Origin of the sequence: Fibrobacter sp. UWB3 (assembly GCF_002210405.1) — a bacterium.
GTDB lineage: Bacteria > Fibrobacterota > Fibrobacteria > Fibrobacterales > Fibrobacteraceae > Fibrobacter.
This window is the reverse complement of sequence record NZ_MWQJ01000015.1, coordinates 1-18,012: the sequence shown is the minus strand read 5'-3', so window position 1 is coordinate 18,012 and position 18,012 is coordinate 1. Positions and strand designations below refer to the sequence as shown.

Genomic DNA, 18,012 nt, shown 5'->3' with positions numbered 1-18,012 from the left:
TAATTTTGATGCGTGGGGTTTACGGGCGGTTGCATGGATGCTGAAATTTTTTTTAAAAGGAGGTGCCCGCTCGGAGGCGGGCATGACAAGAAGAGTAAGAAATAAAATATATTTTATAGCGATGCAAAAAATTCTTTTTGAAAAATTGAAAGAGGCTTTTGCCTCTGTTTTGCCCATTACGCTTATTGTGCTGGTGGTGTCGCATACCCCGCTTGTGACTTTTTCGCTGAAAGAGCAGATTGTTTTTACGGTTAGCGCCATTTTTTTGATTATCGGTATTGGACTTTTTAACCTGGGGGCAGACCTTGCGATGACGCCGATGGGAGCGTATGTGGGGGCGGGCCTTACCAAGTCGCGGCGGCTCCTGTTGCTCGTTTCGGTTTGCTTTGTGATGGGCGTGCTCATTACGGTTGCAGAACCTGACTTGTCCGTGCTTGCGGAACAGGTGAAAAATGCCGTGCGGCCGATTCTTTTGATTTCGACGATTGGCGTGGGGGTTGGGATTTTTTTGCTCCTTGCGATTCTGAAGATCGTATTCAAGAAAGACCTTTCGCTGATTATCATTTTCTTTTACATGGTGCTCTTTATGCTCGGGATGCTTATGGTGTCTGTCGGGCGGAACGCATTTGTGCCGCTTGCGTTTGACTCGGGCGGCGTGACGACGGGGCCGATTACGGTGCCGTTTATCATGGCGCTTGGCGTTGGCGTTGCGGGTGCGATTGGCGGTAAGAATGCTTCGGAAAATAGCTTTGGCCTGATTGCGCTTTGCTCAGTCGGCCCGATTTTGGCGCTGATGGGCTTGGTCGTATTTTCGAAGGGCGACTTGACGTATGAGCTTTCGACGGCGGCATACTCGGTGGATGCGAGCCTTGGCGACAACTTTTTGCCTGCGGTGATGGTGATTGCCCGTGAAGTGCTTGTGGCGCTTGGGCTGATTGTCGTGTTTTTCGGGGCGCTGCAATGGACTGTGCTCAAGCTCCCGATGGTGAAGCTTGTGCAAGTGGGAGTCGGGATTCTTTACACGTTTTTCGGGCTTGTGATTTTCTTGACGGCGGTGACGGTCGGGTTCTTGCCAATCGGTTTTGAAATCGGGTGTGAACTTGCAAAACGCCCGCATGCGCTTGTGGCGGCTGGGTTTATCATCGGCATGGTCGTGGTGCTTGCAGAACCGGCGGTGCACGTGCTCAATAAGCAGGTCGAAGAAGTGACGGGTGGCCTTGTGACTAAGCGCTCGATGCTGATTGCACTCTCGGTGGGCGTGGGTATTTCGATTGGTCTTTCGATGCTTCGCATTATTATCGGGTTCCCGATTATTTATTACTTGTTGCCTGGCTACTTCATTTCTCTGGGCCTTTCGTTCTTTGTGCCGAAACTTTATACGGCGATTGCGTTTGACTCCGGTGGCGTGGCGAGTGGTCCGTTGACTTCGAGCTTTATTCTGCCGTTGGCAATTGGCGCCTGCTCCGTGATTCACGACGGCGGCGATTCGATTTTGAATTATGCTTTTGGCATTGTGGCGATGGTCGCAATGACTCCGCTCATTACGATCCAGGTGCTTGGTTTCAAGGCAATTGTGGCAAGGCTTTGGCGCAACAGGATTATGATGCGTCGCTTGCAGGATGCCGATGACGAACAGATTATTGACTTTGTGTAGAGGCTACGATGGTTGAAACAGTAAAGAATGTTTTGAAACGGGCGATGCCTCAAAAGGTTCATTCCAAAGTCTCGATGAATCGCCTTAAGATTCTCGTGACGACGGTGAACCGTTCAAAGGCGGACTTCTACATGGATTACATCCAGTCGTTTGGTGCGAATATGCAGTTCGTGTTTTACGGCCACGGAACGGCTCCGCGCGAAATCATGGCGGCACTTGGGCTTGCGGACTCTGAACGTGCGGTGATTATCAGCATCATTGGTGAAGACCATGTGCCTGCAGTCTTGGAATGCCTGGAAGAAAAATTCAGGACGATTGTGAACGGCAAGGGCATTGCTTACACGATTCCGATGTCAAGCGTTATTGGCAAGTCGGTATTTAACTTTTTGAGCGACAACCGATCTCAGGTAGGGAGAGGGTAATTATGAAACCGAATACACATGAATTGATTATCTGCATTGTGAATAACGGATTCTCCGATACTGTGATGGAAGCCGCTAAAGAGGCGGGTGCCCGTGGAGGCACGGTCTTGAATGCCCGTGGTACGGCAAATAAAGAAGCCGAAGCGTTTTTCCATATCGCGATTCAGCCCGAAAAGGAAGTCGTGATGATTCTTGTGCCGCTGAACGTGAAGGATGCTGTGCTCCATTCGCTTTACGAAAAAGCGGGCCTTAATACGATGGGGCAGGGGATTGCATTTGCGCTCCCGGTCGATAATGTCGTTGGGCTTACGCCGTGGAAGGCGGAGCACAAAGCACCAGAAGAGAAAAAGTAGAGAGTACAGCCACTGGATCCTTCAAGGCTACGCCTTTCAGGATGACGTTTTGCGTTACACCTTTACCTGGAAGTAATCGATTTCGGGGTGGCTGATGTAGAGGCCGCTCACGGAGGCTTGCGGGTACATGGCGCCGTTTTCGGTGAGGCTGATGCCAACGCTATTGAAATCGATGAGTTTTGCGACGTTGAAGATTTCCTTGATGTTCGGGAGCACGGGGTAGCCGACGGCCGGGCGGATGCCCTTCCAGCCGCTTGTGCGGTCGAGTTCTTGGCTCAAGTATTCAGCGCCTGCTTCGGCGAGGCGGTCGGCGACAGTCTGCATGAGGAGAACGTCGTAATCGCTGCCGCCCTGTTCTGCTTTGAGCTTTTCCAAGCGCTTGACGAACGTGTCACTCATGGTCACTGCGAATGCACCGACGATGTCGCGGAAAACGTCCTTGCCTGCGGGGGAGGCGAAAACGCTTGCGGTATTGGCGTTTGCCGGAGCGACGTAGTCGCAGAGCGCAAGGCAAGTGCCTTCGGGATTCTGCTGGCGTGCGGTCGAGACTTCAACGAAGTCTTCGTCCGTGCCTGTGCGGCCCGTGTTAAAGATAACGGACTTTTCAGTACCGGCAGCAGGGTAGAATGCTTGAACGGCGCGGAGGGCGTATTCGGGCTTTGTGAGTGACTTGATGAGCGCTTCAGCATCGGCCTTGAGCTTCTTGGCTTCTTCTTCGTCCGGCTTGATTTTCCAAGTGAAGAAGAAGTATTCCCAGCTGATGAGCGGGATAATCTTTTCGATAGGAATCGGCGGGAGCTTGCTTTCGCCCATGAACGGCGGCTGTACCGGCTGGTATTTGCTCCAGTCGTACTGGAAACGGCGTTCTTCCGGCGTGGAGGCTGCTGCGGCCATGGCGTTTGCGGCTTCGGTCTTGATGCCGTTTTGCTTGTCGCGGATGCGCTGCTGCTCTTCGCGGTTTTCTTGAATCGTTTGTTCGCGAGTGGCGGGGTCGAGCAATTTCTGGGCGAGGCCCGGATTGCTTGCGGCGTCGCGCACGTGGAAAACGGGACCATCATAGCACGGGGCGATTTTCACGGCGGTATGCGTGGGCGAGGTGGTGGCGCCACCGACGATGATCGGGATGCGTTGACCGGCGGCCTGCATGGCCTTTGCGACCGTACACATTTCTTCGAGCGACGGCGTAATGAGGCCGGAAAGACTCAAAATATCTGCTTTGTTTTCAATTGCGGCCTTGACGATGACATCTTCAGGAACCATCACGCCGAGGTCCACCATGTCATAGCCGTTACAAGCCATAATCACGGAGACGATGTTCTTGCCGATATCGTGCACGTCGCCCTTGACGGTCGCGATGACGATTTTACCGCGGCTCGATGCGTTTGCATCTTTGCCCGCTTCGATGTAAGGCTGCAAAATTTCCACAGCTTTTTTCATGGTACGTGCGGTCTTCACGACTTGCGGGAGGAACATCTTGCCTTCGCCGAAACGGCGGCCGACTTCGTTCATGCCATCCATCAGCGGGCCAGAAATAATGCCAACCGGGCTATCACCGCGGTTGATGAGTTCCATCAAATCTGGCTGGAGTGTTGTGGATGTTCCCTTGAGGAGTGCTTCTTGCAAACGTTCTTCGGGTGTGGTGGGCTTGGCGTCAGCGGCGGCATTGCCTTCGTCAGAAGATGTGCTTGCGCCTGTGCTTACGGCAAAAATCGCCTTCGGGTCGTACTTGGCGCCAGTTTCCTTTGCCTTGGCTTGGGCGGCCGTCATGCGGCTTGCAATTTCGATGAGTTCTTCGCTTGCTTCCGGTTCCGTGTTGAAGATGACTTCGGTAATCGCCATGCGGAGTTCAAGCGGAATTGTCTTGTACTTGATAATCGCGCTCGGGTTCATAATCGCCATGCCCATGCCGTTCGGGATAGCGTAATGCAAGAACGTGGTGTGCATTGCTTCGCGCAAGTAGTTGTTGCCGCGGAATGCAAACGAAAGGTTCGAAAGACCACCCGAGATGCGGACGCCAGGGAGGTTGTCCATAATCCAGCGGACAGCACGGATAAAGTCAATGGCGTAGGCGTTGTGTTCCGCCATGCCGGTAGCGACCGTCAAAACGTTCGGGTCGTAAATGATATCGGACGGGTCGAAGTGCAGTTGCTTTACCATGATATCGTAAGCGCGGGACGCAATTTGTACACGACGCTCGTAGTTTGTTGCCTGACCTTCTTCGTCGAAAAGCATCACAATCACGGCAGCACCGAGGCGCTTCACGGTGAGTGCGTGTTCGATAAACGCCTTTTCGCCCATCTTGAGGGAAATCGAGTTCACGATGCTCTTGCCCTGGATGCACTTGAGGCCTTCTTCGATGACTTCGAAACGGGAGCTGTCAACCATGATAGGCACGCGGCTCACGGCAGGGTCAGATGCAATCAAGTTCAAGAATGTGCGCATTTCGGCGGTGGCGTCAAGGAGGCCATCGTCCATGTTGACGTCAATGACGTCCGCGCCGTCGTCGACCTGCTTGCGGGCGATGTCGAGCGCTTCTTCGTAATTCTTCTCGTTGATGAGACGCAGGAACTTCTTGGAGCCCGCGACGTTGCAACGTTCGCCGACCTTCACGAAATCATCGGCATTGCAGCTGTCGGCGCCGTTGCTCGGGCGAACCTGTTCTCTGAACAACGGTTCGAGCCCCGCAAGGCGGAGGCGTGGGCTAGTGACATATTTGGGTGCGGGTTCACGGCGCTTGTAGTCGGCCGGGAGCGCATCAAGCATCTGGCGCATCGCGGCGATATGTTCCGGAGTTGTGCCACAGCAACCGCCAATCATGTTTACGAGCTTGTCGTCCAGATAAACTCGCATCAGGCGCACCATATCTTCGGGCGTGTCGTCATAACCGCCGAACTGGTTCGGAAGACCTGCGTTCGGGTGGCAGCTGAGGTAGCACGGAGCGATAGCGCCCATGCGGCGGAGGTACGGCACCATGCCGTCTGCACCGAGACCGCAGTTTAAGCCGATGGAAAGCGGGTGCATGTGCATCACGCTCACGGCGAAAGCTTCGACCGTCTGGCCCGAAAGTGTACGGCCGGAGGCATCGCTCACGGTCATCGAGAGCATGACTTCGATTGGCTTGATTTCAGCTTCGGGAGTGCCTGCAGCTTTTGCGGCTTCAATGCGCGCATCGTTTGCCTTGCTGTAAGCGCTGAGGGCGGCCTTCGCATTCAGCGTATCAAAAATCGTTTCAATGAGGATGGCGTCAACGCCTTCTTCCATGAGCACGGAAATTTGTTCCAAGTACGCATCTTCGAGTTCATCAAATGTGATGGCGCGGCTAGCCGGGTCGTTCACGTCTTCGCTCATGGAAAGCATCTTGCTTGTGGGGCCGACGTCGCCCAGAATATAGACCTTGCGGCCGTACTTCTTGAAGCCTTCTTCGGCGGCCTGCTTCGCGATTTTCACGGAAGCGCGGTTCATCTCGGCGATGCGATGTTCCTGGTGGTATTCGTGTTGGCTCACGCGCTGGCTCGAGAACGTGTTCGTGGTGAGGCAATCCACGCCTGCATCCACGTAACGACGCTGGATGTCGAGAATTATCTCGGGCTTTTCGATGGAGAGCATGTCGTTGTTGGCGCCCTTGATCCCGTAAGTCTGGATAACGGAGCCCATGCCGCCATCGAGCAGCATCATCTTTGATTCAAACGCTTCGCGAAGAGTCATTTTGATTTCCGTGTTTAAAATTCGAATTTATGCGTATATTTACTTTTATGCATAAAAATAGAAAATGCTCGGCGTGCTGTCACGAGCCATGAACCCATAATACCCTAAATTACATATTCCTAGTGAAATGGCAGGAATAATTGGGGCTAGTGTGGATTCCATAGAGAACAAACCCTTCCTTTTTTAGTTTTTTCATGCTGTTCAATAAACAGCTCCTTTTGCATTTCAATTTCGCGAGCTAGAATTTCCTTAGATGGAATGTAAGTCAAGTATTTTGCCGCATACATACGTTTGTTTGTCGCAAGAGTTGAAAAACGAGCAACATCGGCGTTAGTGTCGGAGCAGAGAATTATGCCAATTGTCGGGGTGTCTCCTTCGGTCTTTTTGTAGGTGTCGTAGAGCTTGAGATACATGTCCATTTGCCCTACATCTTCGTACGATATTTTTCTTGTTTTCAAGTCTATCAAGACAAAACATTTCAGCATATAATTATAAAACACCAAGTCGATATAATAGTCATCATCTTCTGTATGGATATGTTGCTGACGACCGACAAAAGCATAGCCTTTCCCCATTTCCATCAGGAATTTTTGTAAGTGATTCAAAATTGCATTTTCCAATGTCGACTCAGTCACCGCGGCTTCCTGATTTACTCCAAGAAACTCTGCAATCAAAGGATTTTTGATAAATTCTGAACGTTCCTTTTGATAATCGGCAGTCAGCTTTTTCATTTCCTTGAGAACGGTAGCCTTTTTGGCCTTGGGCGTCTGCATTAACCGATAGTAATATTGAGATGCAATATTCCGCTTTAAGGTGCGATAATCCCATTGTTGCGAAGAGGCTTCTTGCATATACCACGTTCGAGCTTCGAGGTCGGCAACGCGCATAAGGCATTCGTAATGACTCCATGATAATTGAGGTAACAACGGTTGTTCTACTTGTTGTTGAATAAGCGCATCAGACTGTCGCTTTGGCGATTGTATTGATTTAGCAGACAATGTCTGCTGAATCTTGAGAATCTCATTTTTGAATTCAGCAGGCAATGCCTGCTGAATTTGCAGAAAACCGAACATTTGATAAAATTTTCTGAAATTTCTAAGTTGAGTCTCGGAAAAACCGTTACCGAAATTTTCGGTCAAAACTTTGGAAGCCTCCTCAATGATACGCTTCCCATAATCAGCTCTCGCCTTTCCCTGCTGTTCCTGTTCTACAATTCGCCAGCCTAGCAACCAATTACAGGCAACCTGCATCAGATTTGCTGCGCGAAAGCTCATGTTCCGTGCCGTAGAAACGATGTTTTTCAAATCCGTTATGAAGTCGGCGTTTAGGTTCGTATTACTCTTTGACGGAACGGGTTTCTTTTTAGACATAGAGACTCCTTTGAAAAAAAGAAAAACATTTGATAATCATCAAATGCCTTTCGGAGCCTACACTATTAGGAACCGCAGCAGAAATGTAGCATATGTGCCAAAGTTGGCAAGGGGCCTAAGGAAATTTTACATCTCCAAAAAATTACAGGGAAATGAGGTGCAAGCGAAGTTATAACTACTTAATTAGTATAGATTTGCTCCATGAATATTGTAATTTACGCCCTATTTGCTCTTTCTGGTTTTGCGGGACTCATTTATGAAGGTTCGTGGGCCAGGTACCTTAAACTTTTCCTCGGACATTCGAGCTATGGTCAGGTGCTCACGCTCTGCATTTATATGGGCGGGCTTGCGATTGGCAGTTTTGTTGCGGGCAAGCTTGTGGAGCGCGTGAAGCGACCGCTGCTCGGGTATGCGGCGGTGGAGCTTGCGATTGGCATTGGCGGCATCATTTACCACCCGATGTACATTTGGATTACGGATTATTTTTACGATTCGAATTTTGTGGCGGGGTTGAGTTCGCGTGGTGCTGAAATTCTGAAGGTCGTTTTGGCGACGGGCTCGACGCTCCCGATTGCAATTGCGGTGGGCATGACGTTCCCGTTCATTGCGGCGGGTCTTATGCGCAAGAGCGGTGCCGAAGTCTCGCTCCCGATGCTTTACTTTACGAATAGCCTCGGCAGTGCCATTGGTATTTTGTTCACAAGCTACATCTTGATTCCGGAACTCGGAAACCACATCACGCTTTGCGTCGCGGCTTCAATCAACTTCTTGCTTGCTGCGGTGTTCTGCTTTATCGGCTATACGACGCCTTCGACGTACGAGGAAGAACTTGAAGAAGAAGGGGCTGGTGCGCTGGCGACTGCTGACGGGGATGCGGCGAGTGTTTGCGAAATGCGCGCGGAACCGCTCAACGAAGATTATGTGGCGGAACATAAGCTCGCCATGCCGCCGAAGAACATGTGGTTCTGGATTGCTGGGATTACGGGACTTACTTCGTTTGTCTATGAAATCGTCTGGATTCGTTTGCTTTCGCTGTTGATGGGCTCTTCGAGCCACAGCTTTGACCAGATGCTTTCGGCGTTTATCTTGGGCCTTGCCATTGGCAGTGCCGTGAGCGGAAAGCTGTTGAAGAAGGACTCTCTCGTGGTGCTTTCGCTGGCGCAAATTTTCATGGGATTCTTTGCACTTTGTACGCTATATTTCTACAAGCCTTTCTGGGAAGGCATGAATGTGGCGAACCAGATTTTCAATACGACGAACGACGGTTACGTTTGCTGGAGCATTTTCAAGTACGTGCTTTCGATTTTGTGGATGGTGCCGACGAGCTTCTTTGCGGGTATGACACTCCCGCTCATTACGTTGATTCTCACGCGTGCGTTCAAGAGTGAAGCCCCGATTGGCAAGGTTTACGGCTGGAATACGGTGGGCTCGATTCTCGGTTCGGCAGGCGGAGGACTTTTGCTGTTGCCGCTTTTGCAGCTCAAGGGTTCGCTAGTGCTTGCGGCTGTGCTCGACTTTATGATTGGCTTTATCTTGCTCGTCATTTATCGCAAAAAGTTCCGCTATAGCGTGCTCTTTTACGTGATGACGGCGGTGATGATTTTGCCTTCGTTCTTTGTGAATTTCGACCCGCACATGATTACGTCGGGCGCATTCCGCGCTTACAAGAATTTGCATCCGGACGAAAAGATTGTGGTGCGTGATGGCAAGACGGCGACGATCAGCTTCCATGAATCCGACGTGCATTATTACGTGAAGACGAACGGCAAGGCTGATGCGAGCATGAGCAAGAATCGTGAACGCCCGATTGAAGGCGATGAACTCACGCAGGCGGCGACTGCATTTATGCCGATGGCGATGAAGGACAAACCTTACGATGCGGCGATGGTCGGGTTTGGCAGTGGCATGGGTGCGCATTACTTGCTCTCGGACCCGCTAGTGCGCGATTTTGACTGCGTGGAAATCGAAGAAGAAATGATGAACCTCGCTCGCGGATTTTATCCGTGGAACGCTCGCGGCTACGATGATCCGCGCATCCACATTTTCATTGATGATGCGCAGACGTTCTTCCTCACGAACCGTCGCAAGTATGACTTGATGATCAGCGTGCCGAGTAACCCGTGGGTGAGCGGTGTGGCAAGCTTGTTCAGCCATGAATTTTATACGAAAATGCGCCGTTACATGAAACCGGGCGGACTTTGGGTGCAGTGGATTCAAACGTATGAATTCAATGACTTGCTGTTCCTCAACATCTTGAAGGCACTTGATGTGGCGTTCCCGTACGTGAGTTTGTACAAGGCTCCCGAGGAGCCGGACATCATCATAGTCGCTAGTGACGAACCGGTGATGCAGCGTGCAATTGGACGCTTCAGCACGGATTCAACGCTCGTAAAGGAATTCAAGCGCATCCACCGCGAACCGGATTTCTTTGGCGAACAGAATTTCCTCTTTACGTCGAAGATGATTACATCGCTCCTGGATGGTGTGGAACCGAACAGCACGTTTATCCCGATTGTCGACAACAAGGCTGAAGAAGCTCGCTTCGTGCATTCGAACGCGCGCATTGTGCAGGTGTTCGACAGCTGCGAAATTTGCTGGCCGGAATATTTGGACTCGGCAGATTATGCGTTGCGCCGCCCGATAAAGGTGCAATCCATGCTCAAGGCGGGTACGGACAAGTACCGCGAACGTGCGCTATTGGCATATATCAAGGAAGTGAAAAAGCGCAAGAAAGTTTTCGATGGTATTTCGGCAATGCTCGAATCCAATGCGGATGATTCTGAAAAGGGCTCGGATTCCGCGGCTGTTTCTTCTGCAAAAGTTGCGGCAGTTTCGGAAAATTCTGTCGATTCAGTGACGGCAGTGGATAGCCTTGTGCGCCCGAAATTCAAGGTGGACGAAACCTCCCTGGATTGGAAAAAGTTCCGCGAGGAATATGTGGAATGGATGCGTGGCATCCCGATGGAAGCTCGCGATACGAACAAGGTTTACATTAAGGTTCGCAATCTCGTGAATGCAAACGTGCTTCCTGAATCGTTTGTCGATGAATTCAACATCATGGAAGCTGCCCGTGCCAAGGATTACAGGCTCGCTGCGGAATATGTTGCGAATTTCTACGAGAAGTACGAAGTCGCTGCGATGGATGAATTCTTCTTGCGCAACGCGATTCTGATTGCTTTCCTCGCGCACAACCCGACGCTTGCCGACGTGCTCTACAAGGAAGCCATCAAGCCGCACGAAGAATTTGCCCCGATCGAGAAACTCCTCATCCAGAAGGAAATCCCGAGAATCCGCAGAAGGTAATCGGCTTATCGCAAAAATAGATTTGAAGTCCTCGTGTTGAGGACTTTTTCCATTATTTGTGCTACAAAAAATGACTTTTAGGCGGTTTTGTAGCATACCTGATGGTGAAAATTCCTTGATTGCTGAAAATATTACGTACAACGTTGAAAAATTACGTGAATAACTACGAAGAAAAATAGGTTTTCACGTAAAATCAGGGCTTTTTCAAAAATTTCATTTTTCAAAACAAAAATCGCGGCAGTTCATGCCGCGATTTTTGTTACTTTCCCGTTGCGAAATTTCACTGGATGTTTCGCCCAGTGGGCTCAACATGACGGTCTCTAGAACAGGAACGATACGCCGACGTTGGTGTAGAAGGTGAGTAGCGTGGAGTTCGTGAAAGACGGTTCCACAGTCAAGCCCTGGTTCAAAAGGTTTGTGAAGCATTGGACAACGCGAAGATTCAGGTGAATGTTGCGTGTCAGCATGTAACCGCCTTCGATGGCCATACCAACTTCCATGTTCGTTGAAACGAATGTGTTGGTGCTCTTGTCGGCGTTTCCGGTCACTACGCCGCCGTTGGCTTCGGAACTGAATTCGGTATCGCCCATCAGCTTAAGCCCGAGGTGCAAACCTGCTGCGGCAAAAAAGTCGTATTGTTCGAACGTGTAACGGAACATGATTGGAAGTTCAAACAACATAATGTTGAGCTTGGCCTTGTTCGTGTAAACGTCCATGTCTTTTTCGTAATTGTATTGGCGGTAGTTGAACGTGAGTTCCGGGACAAGGCTAAAGTTCTTGGTGAACATCGAAATCTTGATGATAAGGCCTGCGCCTACGTTCCAGCCTGCGCCCCATCCGTCGGAATTTGAACCGAGGAACGTGTTGAAACCGCCCTGGACACGTGCGCCAAGGAACACGGACTGTGAGAACCCTTCACTACGCTGCTTGCTAATTTCGGAACGCGATGTAGTCTGCGTCTTGTATCTAGCGTATGCGCTTGCGTATTCTTCGTCATTTGCAAATTCGCTGTCGTTTGTTCCGTCGTAAGAGCTGGAGTTATTTTCGCTGGTTGCGGGTCTGGGTGAATCGACAGAAACCCATTCATCATCATCGGAACTTTGAGCGAATGCACTTGTGGAAAGTGCTAAAACCATGGACGCGAGAATGCAAGAATTTTTTAAAAGCATGGCGAAATAATAACAAATCGTGGAGGTTCAACGACTTAAAAATATTTTAATAAGGGTTAAATAAATAGAAAAAGAAAGTTTACAGAAAGGGCGCGTGCGCCTCTTGCTCGGCATGGCTAATGAAAACGGGATGAATAGTCTCTATTCTAATTTAAACTAGGGTTTTTGTGGTCTGTGTAAACTTTACTTTGTAATTTGAAAAGTGGGTGGATGTCCCACCCTAATAAATAAGGAGGTCAATCATGAAAACCGCAAAGTTGATGATGTTCCTTGCTTTGTCTGTTCTGGTCTCGTCTTCTTTTGCGGCGAGGCAAGTAAAGTCTAAGCTGGGTGATATCAATGTTACTTCAGAAAAAGGTGGTGGCAAGGTCGTGTGCACGGCAGGCTTTAACGATGCTCTTACGATTGTCAGGGACACTGACACGGAAGTTCTCGTAAAAGGAAGCTGCGGACAGGGCTGGGTCGAAAAGTCCAAGATTGAATATATAGCCAGTGCTCCGGGCAATAAGTCCATGACGTTTAACGCTGTCAATGTGCTTGGCTGGACGGACAATCGAGAACTTATTGATGTTTTCGGCGGTTATGTTAACGAAGCCCCTGAAGTGGAAATCGAACGTGACTTTAGAGAATATCTGACCTACACCATGGACCGTGAGCAGGTTGAAATGCGAAACGGTGAAAACTAACAGCGTAGACTTCTAATTTTAGCTCTGGATGGGTGGCCGCCTTCCAGGGCTTCTTTGTTTTATAAAAACTTATTTTTGTTTTAAAATTTTAAAATTTTTTAGATTGAATTTTGAAATTGTCGAAATTTGCTTAAAAACGCCATTTTTGTTTTTAAAGTGCTATTGTGTTGTTCGGTACAAATTTTTATTTTTACTATCATGAAGCCTATTACCGAATACAAAGATTATCGCGAATATTTGTTGGATTATTACCACGAACGGAAGCGCTGTTCTGCGTTTACGTGGCGTGAATTTGCGAAATTGGCGGGGTTTGCTTCTGGTTCGCACTTGAAGCTCGTTTGCGATGGCAAGACAAGGCTTCGCGAAGAAGGGGCAAAAAGAACCGCTCAAGCAATGAACTTGTCCGATTTTGAACGTGATTATTTTGTCTTGATGGTGCGCTATGAACGGGCAAAAACGGATCTTGAAAAGAAAAAATGCTTTGAAGAAATGCAAGCGCTCTGTGAAGCTAGCCGTGTGAAAATTCTTGGAAGTGAGCTTTACACCTTCTATGAAACGTGGAAACATTCTGTTGTCCGTGAACTTGCTGTAGCGATGCCGGGGGCGAAACCGAACGAGATTGCCAAAATGTGCAAGCCTCCGATTTCTGCAGCGGATGTCAGTGAAAGTTTAAGTTTTTTGGTGAAGTCTGGACTTTTGACGCGTGATGTCAAGGGACATTACCACCAGGCGAATCAATCGCTCTCGACGGGGCGCTTGAACGTCGTTGCTGTGGCCGTTCATTCGTTGTTGCGCCAGATGGGTGAATTTGCTTTGGAGGCTTTGGACAAATTGCCTATTTCGGAACGAAACTTTAGCGGTATTACAATGGGCGTGACGGCAGAAAGCTATGCAAAAGTTGTTGAAGAGCTTGTCCAGTGCCGTAAACGCATTGTGTCGATTGTCTCTGAAGATAAGAATGTGGAAAAAGTTTGCCGTTTGAACATGCAACTTTTCCCGCTGACGGAAAATATTTGCAAAAGTGCTTCTATAAGAGAAGCTCAAAAATAAATTGAATTTAAACGAGTGAGAGTGAGTATGAAGTATTTGTATTTATTTGCGTTTGCAGCTTTGTTTTGGGCATGTTCCGAAAGCAATATGGCGGGCGGCACGAGCGAAGAAGCCGAAGGCATTGTCGCGATTAAGGATCGTGAAGTTGCTGGTGTTACGCAGAAGGGTCCTTTCTTGGTGGGGTCCTCGGTGACGATTCAGGAACTCGATGGAAAAACTTTAATTCAAACGGGTAGAAGCTTCAAGACTAGCGTAAAAACTAATTTGGGAGATTTTGCTGTCAAGAATGTGAATCTAGCTTCGCAGTATGCTTTGCTTGAAGTAAATGGCTATTTTCGTAATGAAGTTACCGGAAAAAATTCTGAAGGCATGATTTCTTTAAATGCCCTTACGGATTTGACGAACCGTAACAATGTAAATGTGAATGTTCTTACGCATCTAGAGACGGATCGTGTTCTTAATCTTGTTCAGAAACAGGGCTTGTCTTTTGCAGATGCTAAAAAACAAGCTGAGTCAGAAATTTTTTCGTCGTTCGGTTTTACAAAAGATTGGCAATCTCCGGAAGATATGAATGTTTTTTCTGGAGGAGATGATGGTTCTGAAGCTTTGTTTGCTTTAAGCGTGCTGATGCTGGGGAATGGTTCTGTTGCGGACTTTTCTGAACGCCTCGCGTTGGCAGCACGTTCTTTTGCTGAAAGTGGTGAATGGCGAGGCCCAGAAAAGGGCGAAGTGGTTGATTGGGCTTATCAGCTTGAAAGTGAAGAACATATAAAAAATATAGAGGAAACAATATTGTCAAAAATTGAAGACAATGTGGAATCGTGGAATATACCTTATGAACCGTCATACTTCCATGCTCCTTATATAGATAGTCTCCTATATGTATTTTGGATAAATGAATATGGTCTTGGACCGTGTGATAAAAATCATTCTGGAAATATGAAAAAAGTTGCTAACCCACATAGTAAATACTTTAATCAAGATTTTGTATGTTACTACGATGATGATTATTGTATAGGAAATGGTTATGGATGTCGATGGTATCTTGCGGAGGATCCGGTTAAATATGTGGAAGAAAATCGCGAAAATCTTCAATATAAGGAAATAGGGGATGTTTTTTGGGCGACCGAAAATCTAAAATACGATTTTCATGATACCGGTAATGCTAAAAACGCATGCTATCGCGATGTGCCTAGATATTGCGAAATGTATGGAACGCTCTATGATTATAGAACTGCTTTGAAAGCGTGTCCGGACGGATCCCGTTTACCTAAATATGGTGAGGTCGAAAGCCTTTTGCAATATTATGGCGGCGCGGGTAAGAATGCTGCAGATTCTCTGCTTGTAATGAATGATTATGAACGTGATGTTTTTGGATTTCAAGCCTTGCTAGGTGGAAATGGCGAATATGAAGGTTTGAACGAAAATACGGCGATGTGGATTTCTTCGGATGATTCTAGCGGCACGAAATATGTTCTGTGGATAGATTCATCTACAGCAGAAATTAGGCCGTATTCCTCTGAATTAGCTTATGTTCGCTGTGTTTTTGATGTCGATAGCCTTGCAGCTATACAAGAATATGACGTTATGAGTGATTCACGAGATAATCAATTGTATCACTATACTAATGTTTCATTTGACTATATCGATAATGAATCGGTGTATCTCAGTATGCGGCGAATTTATGTCCTTGTTGAAAATGTGCGCTATAAAGGCGATTCGCTCTATTCTTGGAACGATGCTGTAGAAAATGCTTGTCCTGAAGGATGGCGACTGCCTAATATTTATGAATGGATAAGTATTTTCAGGTCGCACGGGGATGATCCTTCTTTCGTTCTTTCTGAGGATAGTTTGCAGACCGTGGTGTATTATAATGTTGGCAGAACGGATTATCCATATTACGAATTGTTTGGGAAAGACAAAAAAAATACTTATTGGACAAGTACTGAGGGTGTCTTTGTAAATTCATTGGGGGAGAATGTCCCGGCCGGACAAGTGGTGAACATGAATACTGCAGAGCATAATAGATATGACGTGAGAATGCTTTTGGATGATAAATTGGAAAAACATTCTGTTCGTTGTGTTAAAGATGCGGATTCGTACAACTATTAAGGAGCGCTAAGATGATGTACTGCAAAAAATTTATTGCATCTAGATTGATTTTCCTTGTTGGAACGTTCTTTTGGGCGTGCTCGTCAGAAAATGTTTCTGTCGGCAACGATGCTCTTGACGGAACGATTAACGGTGTTTCTCAGAAGGGGCCTTTCTTGGAAGGTTCTTCGGTTACTATGCAGGAACTTGACGAAAATTCGCTTGCGCAAACAGGCAAAAGCTTTAAAGGAAAAGTGGTAAATGACAGGGGCGATTTTTCTATCGAAAATGTGGCCCTGGATCATCCGTATGTTTTGCTTGAAGTGAACGGGTATTACCGTAATGAGGTTACCGGGAAAAAGTCAAACGGTTCAATATTCATGAAGGCTCTCGCTGATGTCAGTAAACAGCCGAAAGTGAATATAAACTTGCTTACGCATCTTGAATATGAACGAGTCCAGACTCTGATGGAACAAAATAATATGTCCATTGAAGAGGCAAAACGACAAGCGGATCGTGAAATTTTTGCAGCTTTTTATGCCGATGTCGATTATGACAAGGTAGAATATCTGAACATCTTTGGAAATAGCGAAGGTGATGCGGCGCTCCTAGCAATCAACGTTCTTTTACTTGGTGATGAATCAGATGCTAGTTTCATGGAACGTTTTGCCTTGATGGGCCAAGATTTTGCAGTGGATGGCGTTTGGAATGATTCCTTGCTCAAGATGAAGATTGCAGATTTTGCTTGCAAAGCGAATCGTTCGGGAAAGCTTGCGGAGATTCGTAAAAATATCGAATCGTGGAAAATTGCCGATGTTCCGGCATTTGAAACCTACGTGAATCGCTTTTGGACAAATCAGTATGGCCTCGGCAAATGCGATGCTTCGAATCTTGGAATGAGGAAATTATTTATTGATGACAGTAGAAGTTCGGCTTTTCAAGAATCTGCGTTTAAATGTACTGAAAACGGATGGGCTCCTTATTCAAGTAATGAAGTCTATTCTAAATCAGTTGATGTGGAATGTACTGCGAAAAATGAAGGTGAGGTCAACGTTGTATGGGAAGGAAACGCAAAATATGGAGGCTATACTTATAGTAGGTGTGAAAAAGGCTTGTGGGTTCGTGGCGATATTCGCCTTACCTGTGATACCGCGGGTGTGCAGGTGGGTGACTTGTGCCACAAAACTGGAACGATGAATATATTCCGGGCATCCATGCCAAATTCCGGACCACCTGAATATGTGTTTGTATATGCTGGCGATGGCGTTTGGATGGAAGTTCAAGACTATTTCGAAATGACCAAGAAATGTACGGCGGAGAATGAGGGTGATAAAGAAAAATTCGTTGTTGGCAAAGGGGCTGATGTAATTACATCATATTATGCCTGTTCCAATGGCGAGTGGACTAAAATCTATGAGAAAGATTATCATTGCACTACGGAAAAAACGGTTGTTGGAGATACATGCTCTTTTGAATCGGAAAATGGCATGCAGTATTATTTGTTTATGCATTCAGATCTGCAAGATATAGATCTCTGGGAGGAATCAAAAGTAGATCCCGAATTGGGCTACTGCCCGATGCATTATTATAGTCCCTTTCATGAGGATTGGATTTACCGTAAGAAAGGTGATAAATATTATTTGTGCATGTATGGTGAATGGCTGCAAAAGAGTCTTATACCTCGCCAATATACGGACTTTCGAAAAGAGGGCCTGACGGATGAGGAATTTGATATGCTTGACTTGCCCAAGGATGCTAAGGTGGGCGACCGTGTTGGAGGACTTCTTGAAAGCTGTTGGTATAATGATGAATTATCTATAGGTGGCAATTATGTAAAATACAGTTATTGCATGCCTCGAAATTATTACCGCTATCGTGGAAATGGTTTCTGGACTGCTGAAACGGGAGTTGATCTGCACAATGATCCGCGGCCTAGTCTAGCTGTGCCTTGTACTGCGGAAAGAGAAGGTGTTTTGACGGTGTTCCCTCCTGCGCCGCATGATCCTGGTGAAGTTTATAGATGTACATCTGGTGAATATGTTCTCGAGGAATATATTTTTGGCCGGACTGAATAATGCGTTTATGATAAGTTGCGATATGTAAGAAAATACTTTTTTTCTTACATATAAAATTGAATGTGTTTTTTACACATGCAATTGAGTATTTTGTCGTAAAATATTTTTTGACATTGCACTGGAGATGTGTTTAT

General features: G+C 47.4%; 11 protein-coding genes. 8 read left to right on the top strand and 3 right to left on the bottom strand.

What is annotated here, in order from left to right; genetic code table 11:
• The first annotated feature begins 121 nt into the window (after positions 1–121).
• Genes B7991_RS13985 through B7991_RS13975 form a run of 3 tightly spaced genes read left to right on the top strand, consistent with a single transcriptional unit; the run spans position 122 to position 2,429 of the window.
• The gene (locus B7991_RS13985) at positions 122–1,654 is read left to right on the top strand and encodes a DUF1538 domain-containing protein (protein ID WP_088631377.1); all 1,533 of its coding nucleotides are present in this window, start codon (positions 122–124) and stop codon (positions 1,652–1,654) included.
• Positions 1,655–1,662: 8 nt separating this feature from the next.
• Positions 1,663–2,076: a hypothetical protein gene (locus B7991_RS13980; protein ID WP_041260092.1), complete on the top strand. Its 414-nt coding sequence runs from the start codon at positions 1,663–1,665 to the stop codon at positions 2,074–2,076.
• Between the two features lie 2 nt (positions 2,077–2,078).
• Complete coding sequence (locus B7991_RS13975) at positions 2,079–2,429, top strand: P-II family nitrogen regulator (protein WP_088631376.1); 351 nt, start codon at positions 2,079–2,081, stop codon at positions 2,427–2,429.
• A 54-nt stretch (positions 2,430–2,483) separates the two neighbouring features.
• Here the strand turns inward: B7991_RS13975 and metH are convergent, their stop codons facing one another.
• Together metH and B7991_RS13965 are read right to left on the bottom strand one after the other, a co-directional pair.
• Complete coding sequence (gene metH, locus B7991_RS13970) at positions 2,484–6,134, bottom strand: methionine synthase (RefSeq protein WP_088631375.1); 3,651 nt, start codon at positions 6,132–6,134, stop codon at positions 2,484–2,486.
• Between the two features lie 146 nt (positions 6,135–6,280).
• Positions 6,281–7,504 (bottom strand): YhcG family protein, encoded by a 1,224-nt coding sequence (locus B7991_RS13965; RefSeq protein WP_088631374.1) that lies wholly within the window; start codon positions 7,502–7,504, stop codon positions 6,281–6,283.
• 201 nt (positions 7,505–7,705) lie between these two features.
• On the opposite strand from B7991_RS13965, the gene B7991_RS13960 reads away from it, so the two are divergent.
• The gene (locus B7991_RS13960) at positions 7,706–10,807 is read left to right on the top strand and encodes a fused MFS/spermidine synthase (RefSeq protein ID WP_088631373.1); all 3,102 of its coding nucleotides are present in this window, start codon (positions 7,706–7,708) and stop codon (positions 10,805–10,807) included.
• 320 nt (positions 10,808–11,127) lie between these two features.
• On the opposite strand, the gene B7991_RS13955 is transcribed toward B7991_RS13960, so the two are convergent.
• Complete coding sequence (locus B7991_RS13955; RefSeq protein WP_163442881.1) at positions 11,128–11,943, bottom strand: outer membrane beta-barrel protein; 816 nt, start codon at positions 11,941–11,943, stop codon at positions 11,128–11,130.
• Between the two features lie 275 nt (positions 11,944–12,218).
• On the opposite strand from B7991_RS13955, the gene B7991_RS13950 reads away from it, so the two are divergent.
• The 4 genes from B7991_RS13950 to B7991_RS13935 all read left to right on the top strand — a co-directional run bounded on the left by B7991_RS13950 (position 12,219) and on the right by B7991_RS13935 (position 17,878).
• Positions 12,219–12,662, top strand: coding sequence for a hypothetical protein (locus B7991_RS13950; RefSeq protein ID WP_088631371.1), 444 nt, complete (start codon positions 12,219–12,221; stop codon positions 12,660–12,662).
• A gap of 198 nt (positions 12,663–12,860) precedes the next feature.
• Entirely contained in the window at positions 12,861–13,712 is an 852-nt protein-coding gene (locus B7991_RS13945; protein WP_254917992.1) for a TIGR02147 family protein, read from the top strand.
• A 27-nt stretch (positions 13,713–13,739) separates the two neighbouring features.
• Positions 13,740–15,824, top strand: a complete 2,085-nt coding sequence (locus B7991_RS13940) for an FISUMP domain-containing protein (RefSeq protein WP_088631370.1) — start codon at positions 13,740–13,742, stop codon at positions 15,822–15,824.
• Between the two features lie 11 nt (positions 15,825–15,835).
• A complete protein-coding gene (locus tag B7991_RS13935; protein ID WP_088631369.1) occupies positions 15,836–17,878 on the top strand; it encodes a hypothetical protein in 2,043 nt (680 codons plus the stop codon).
• Positions 17,879–18,012: the final 134 nt, after the last annotated feature.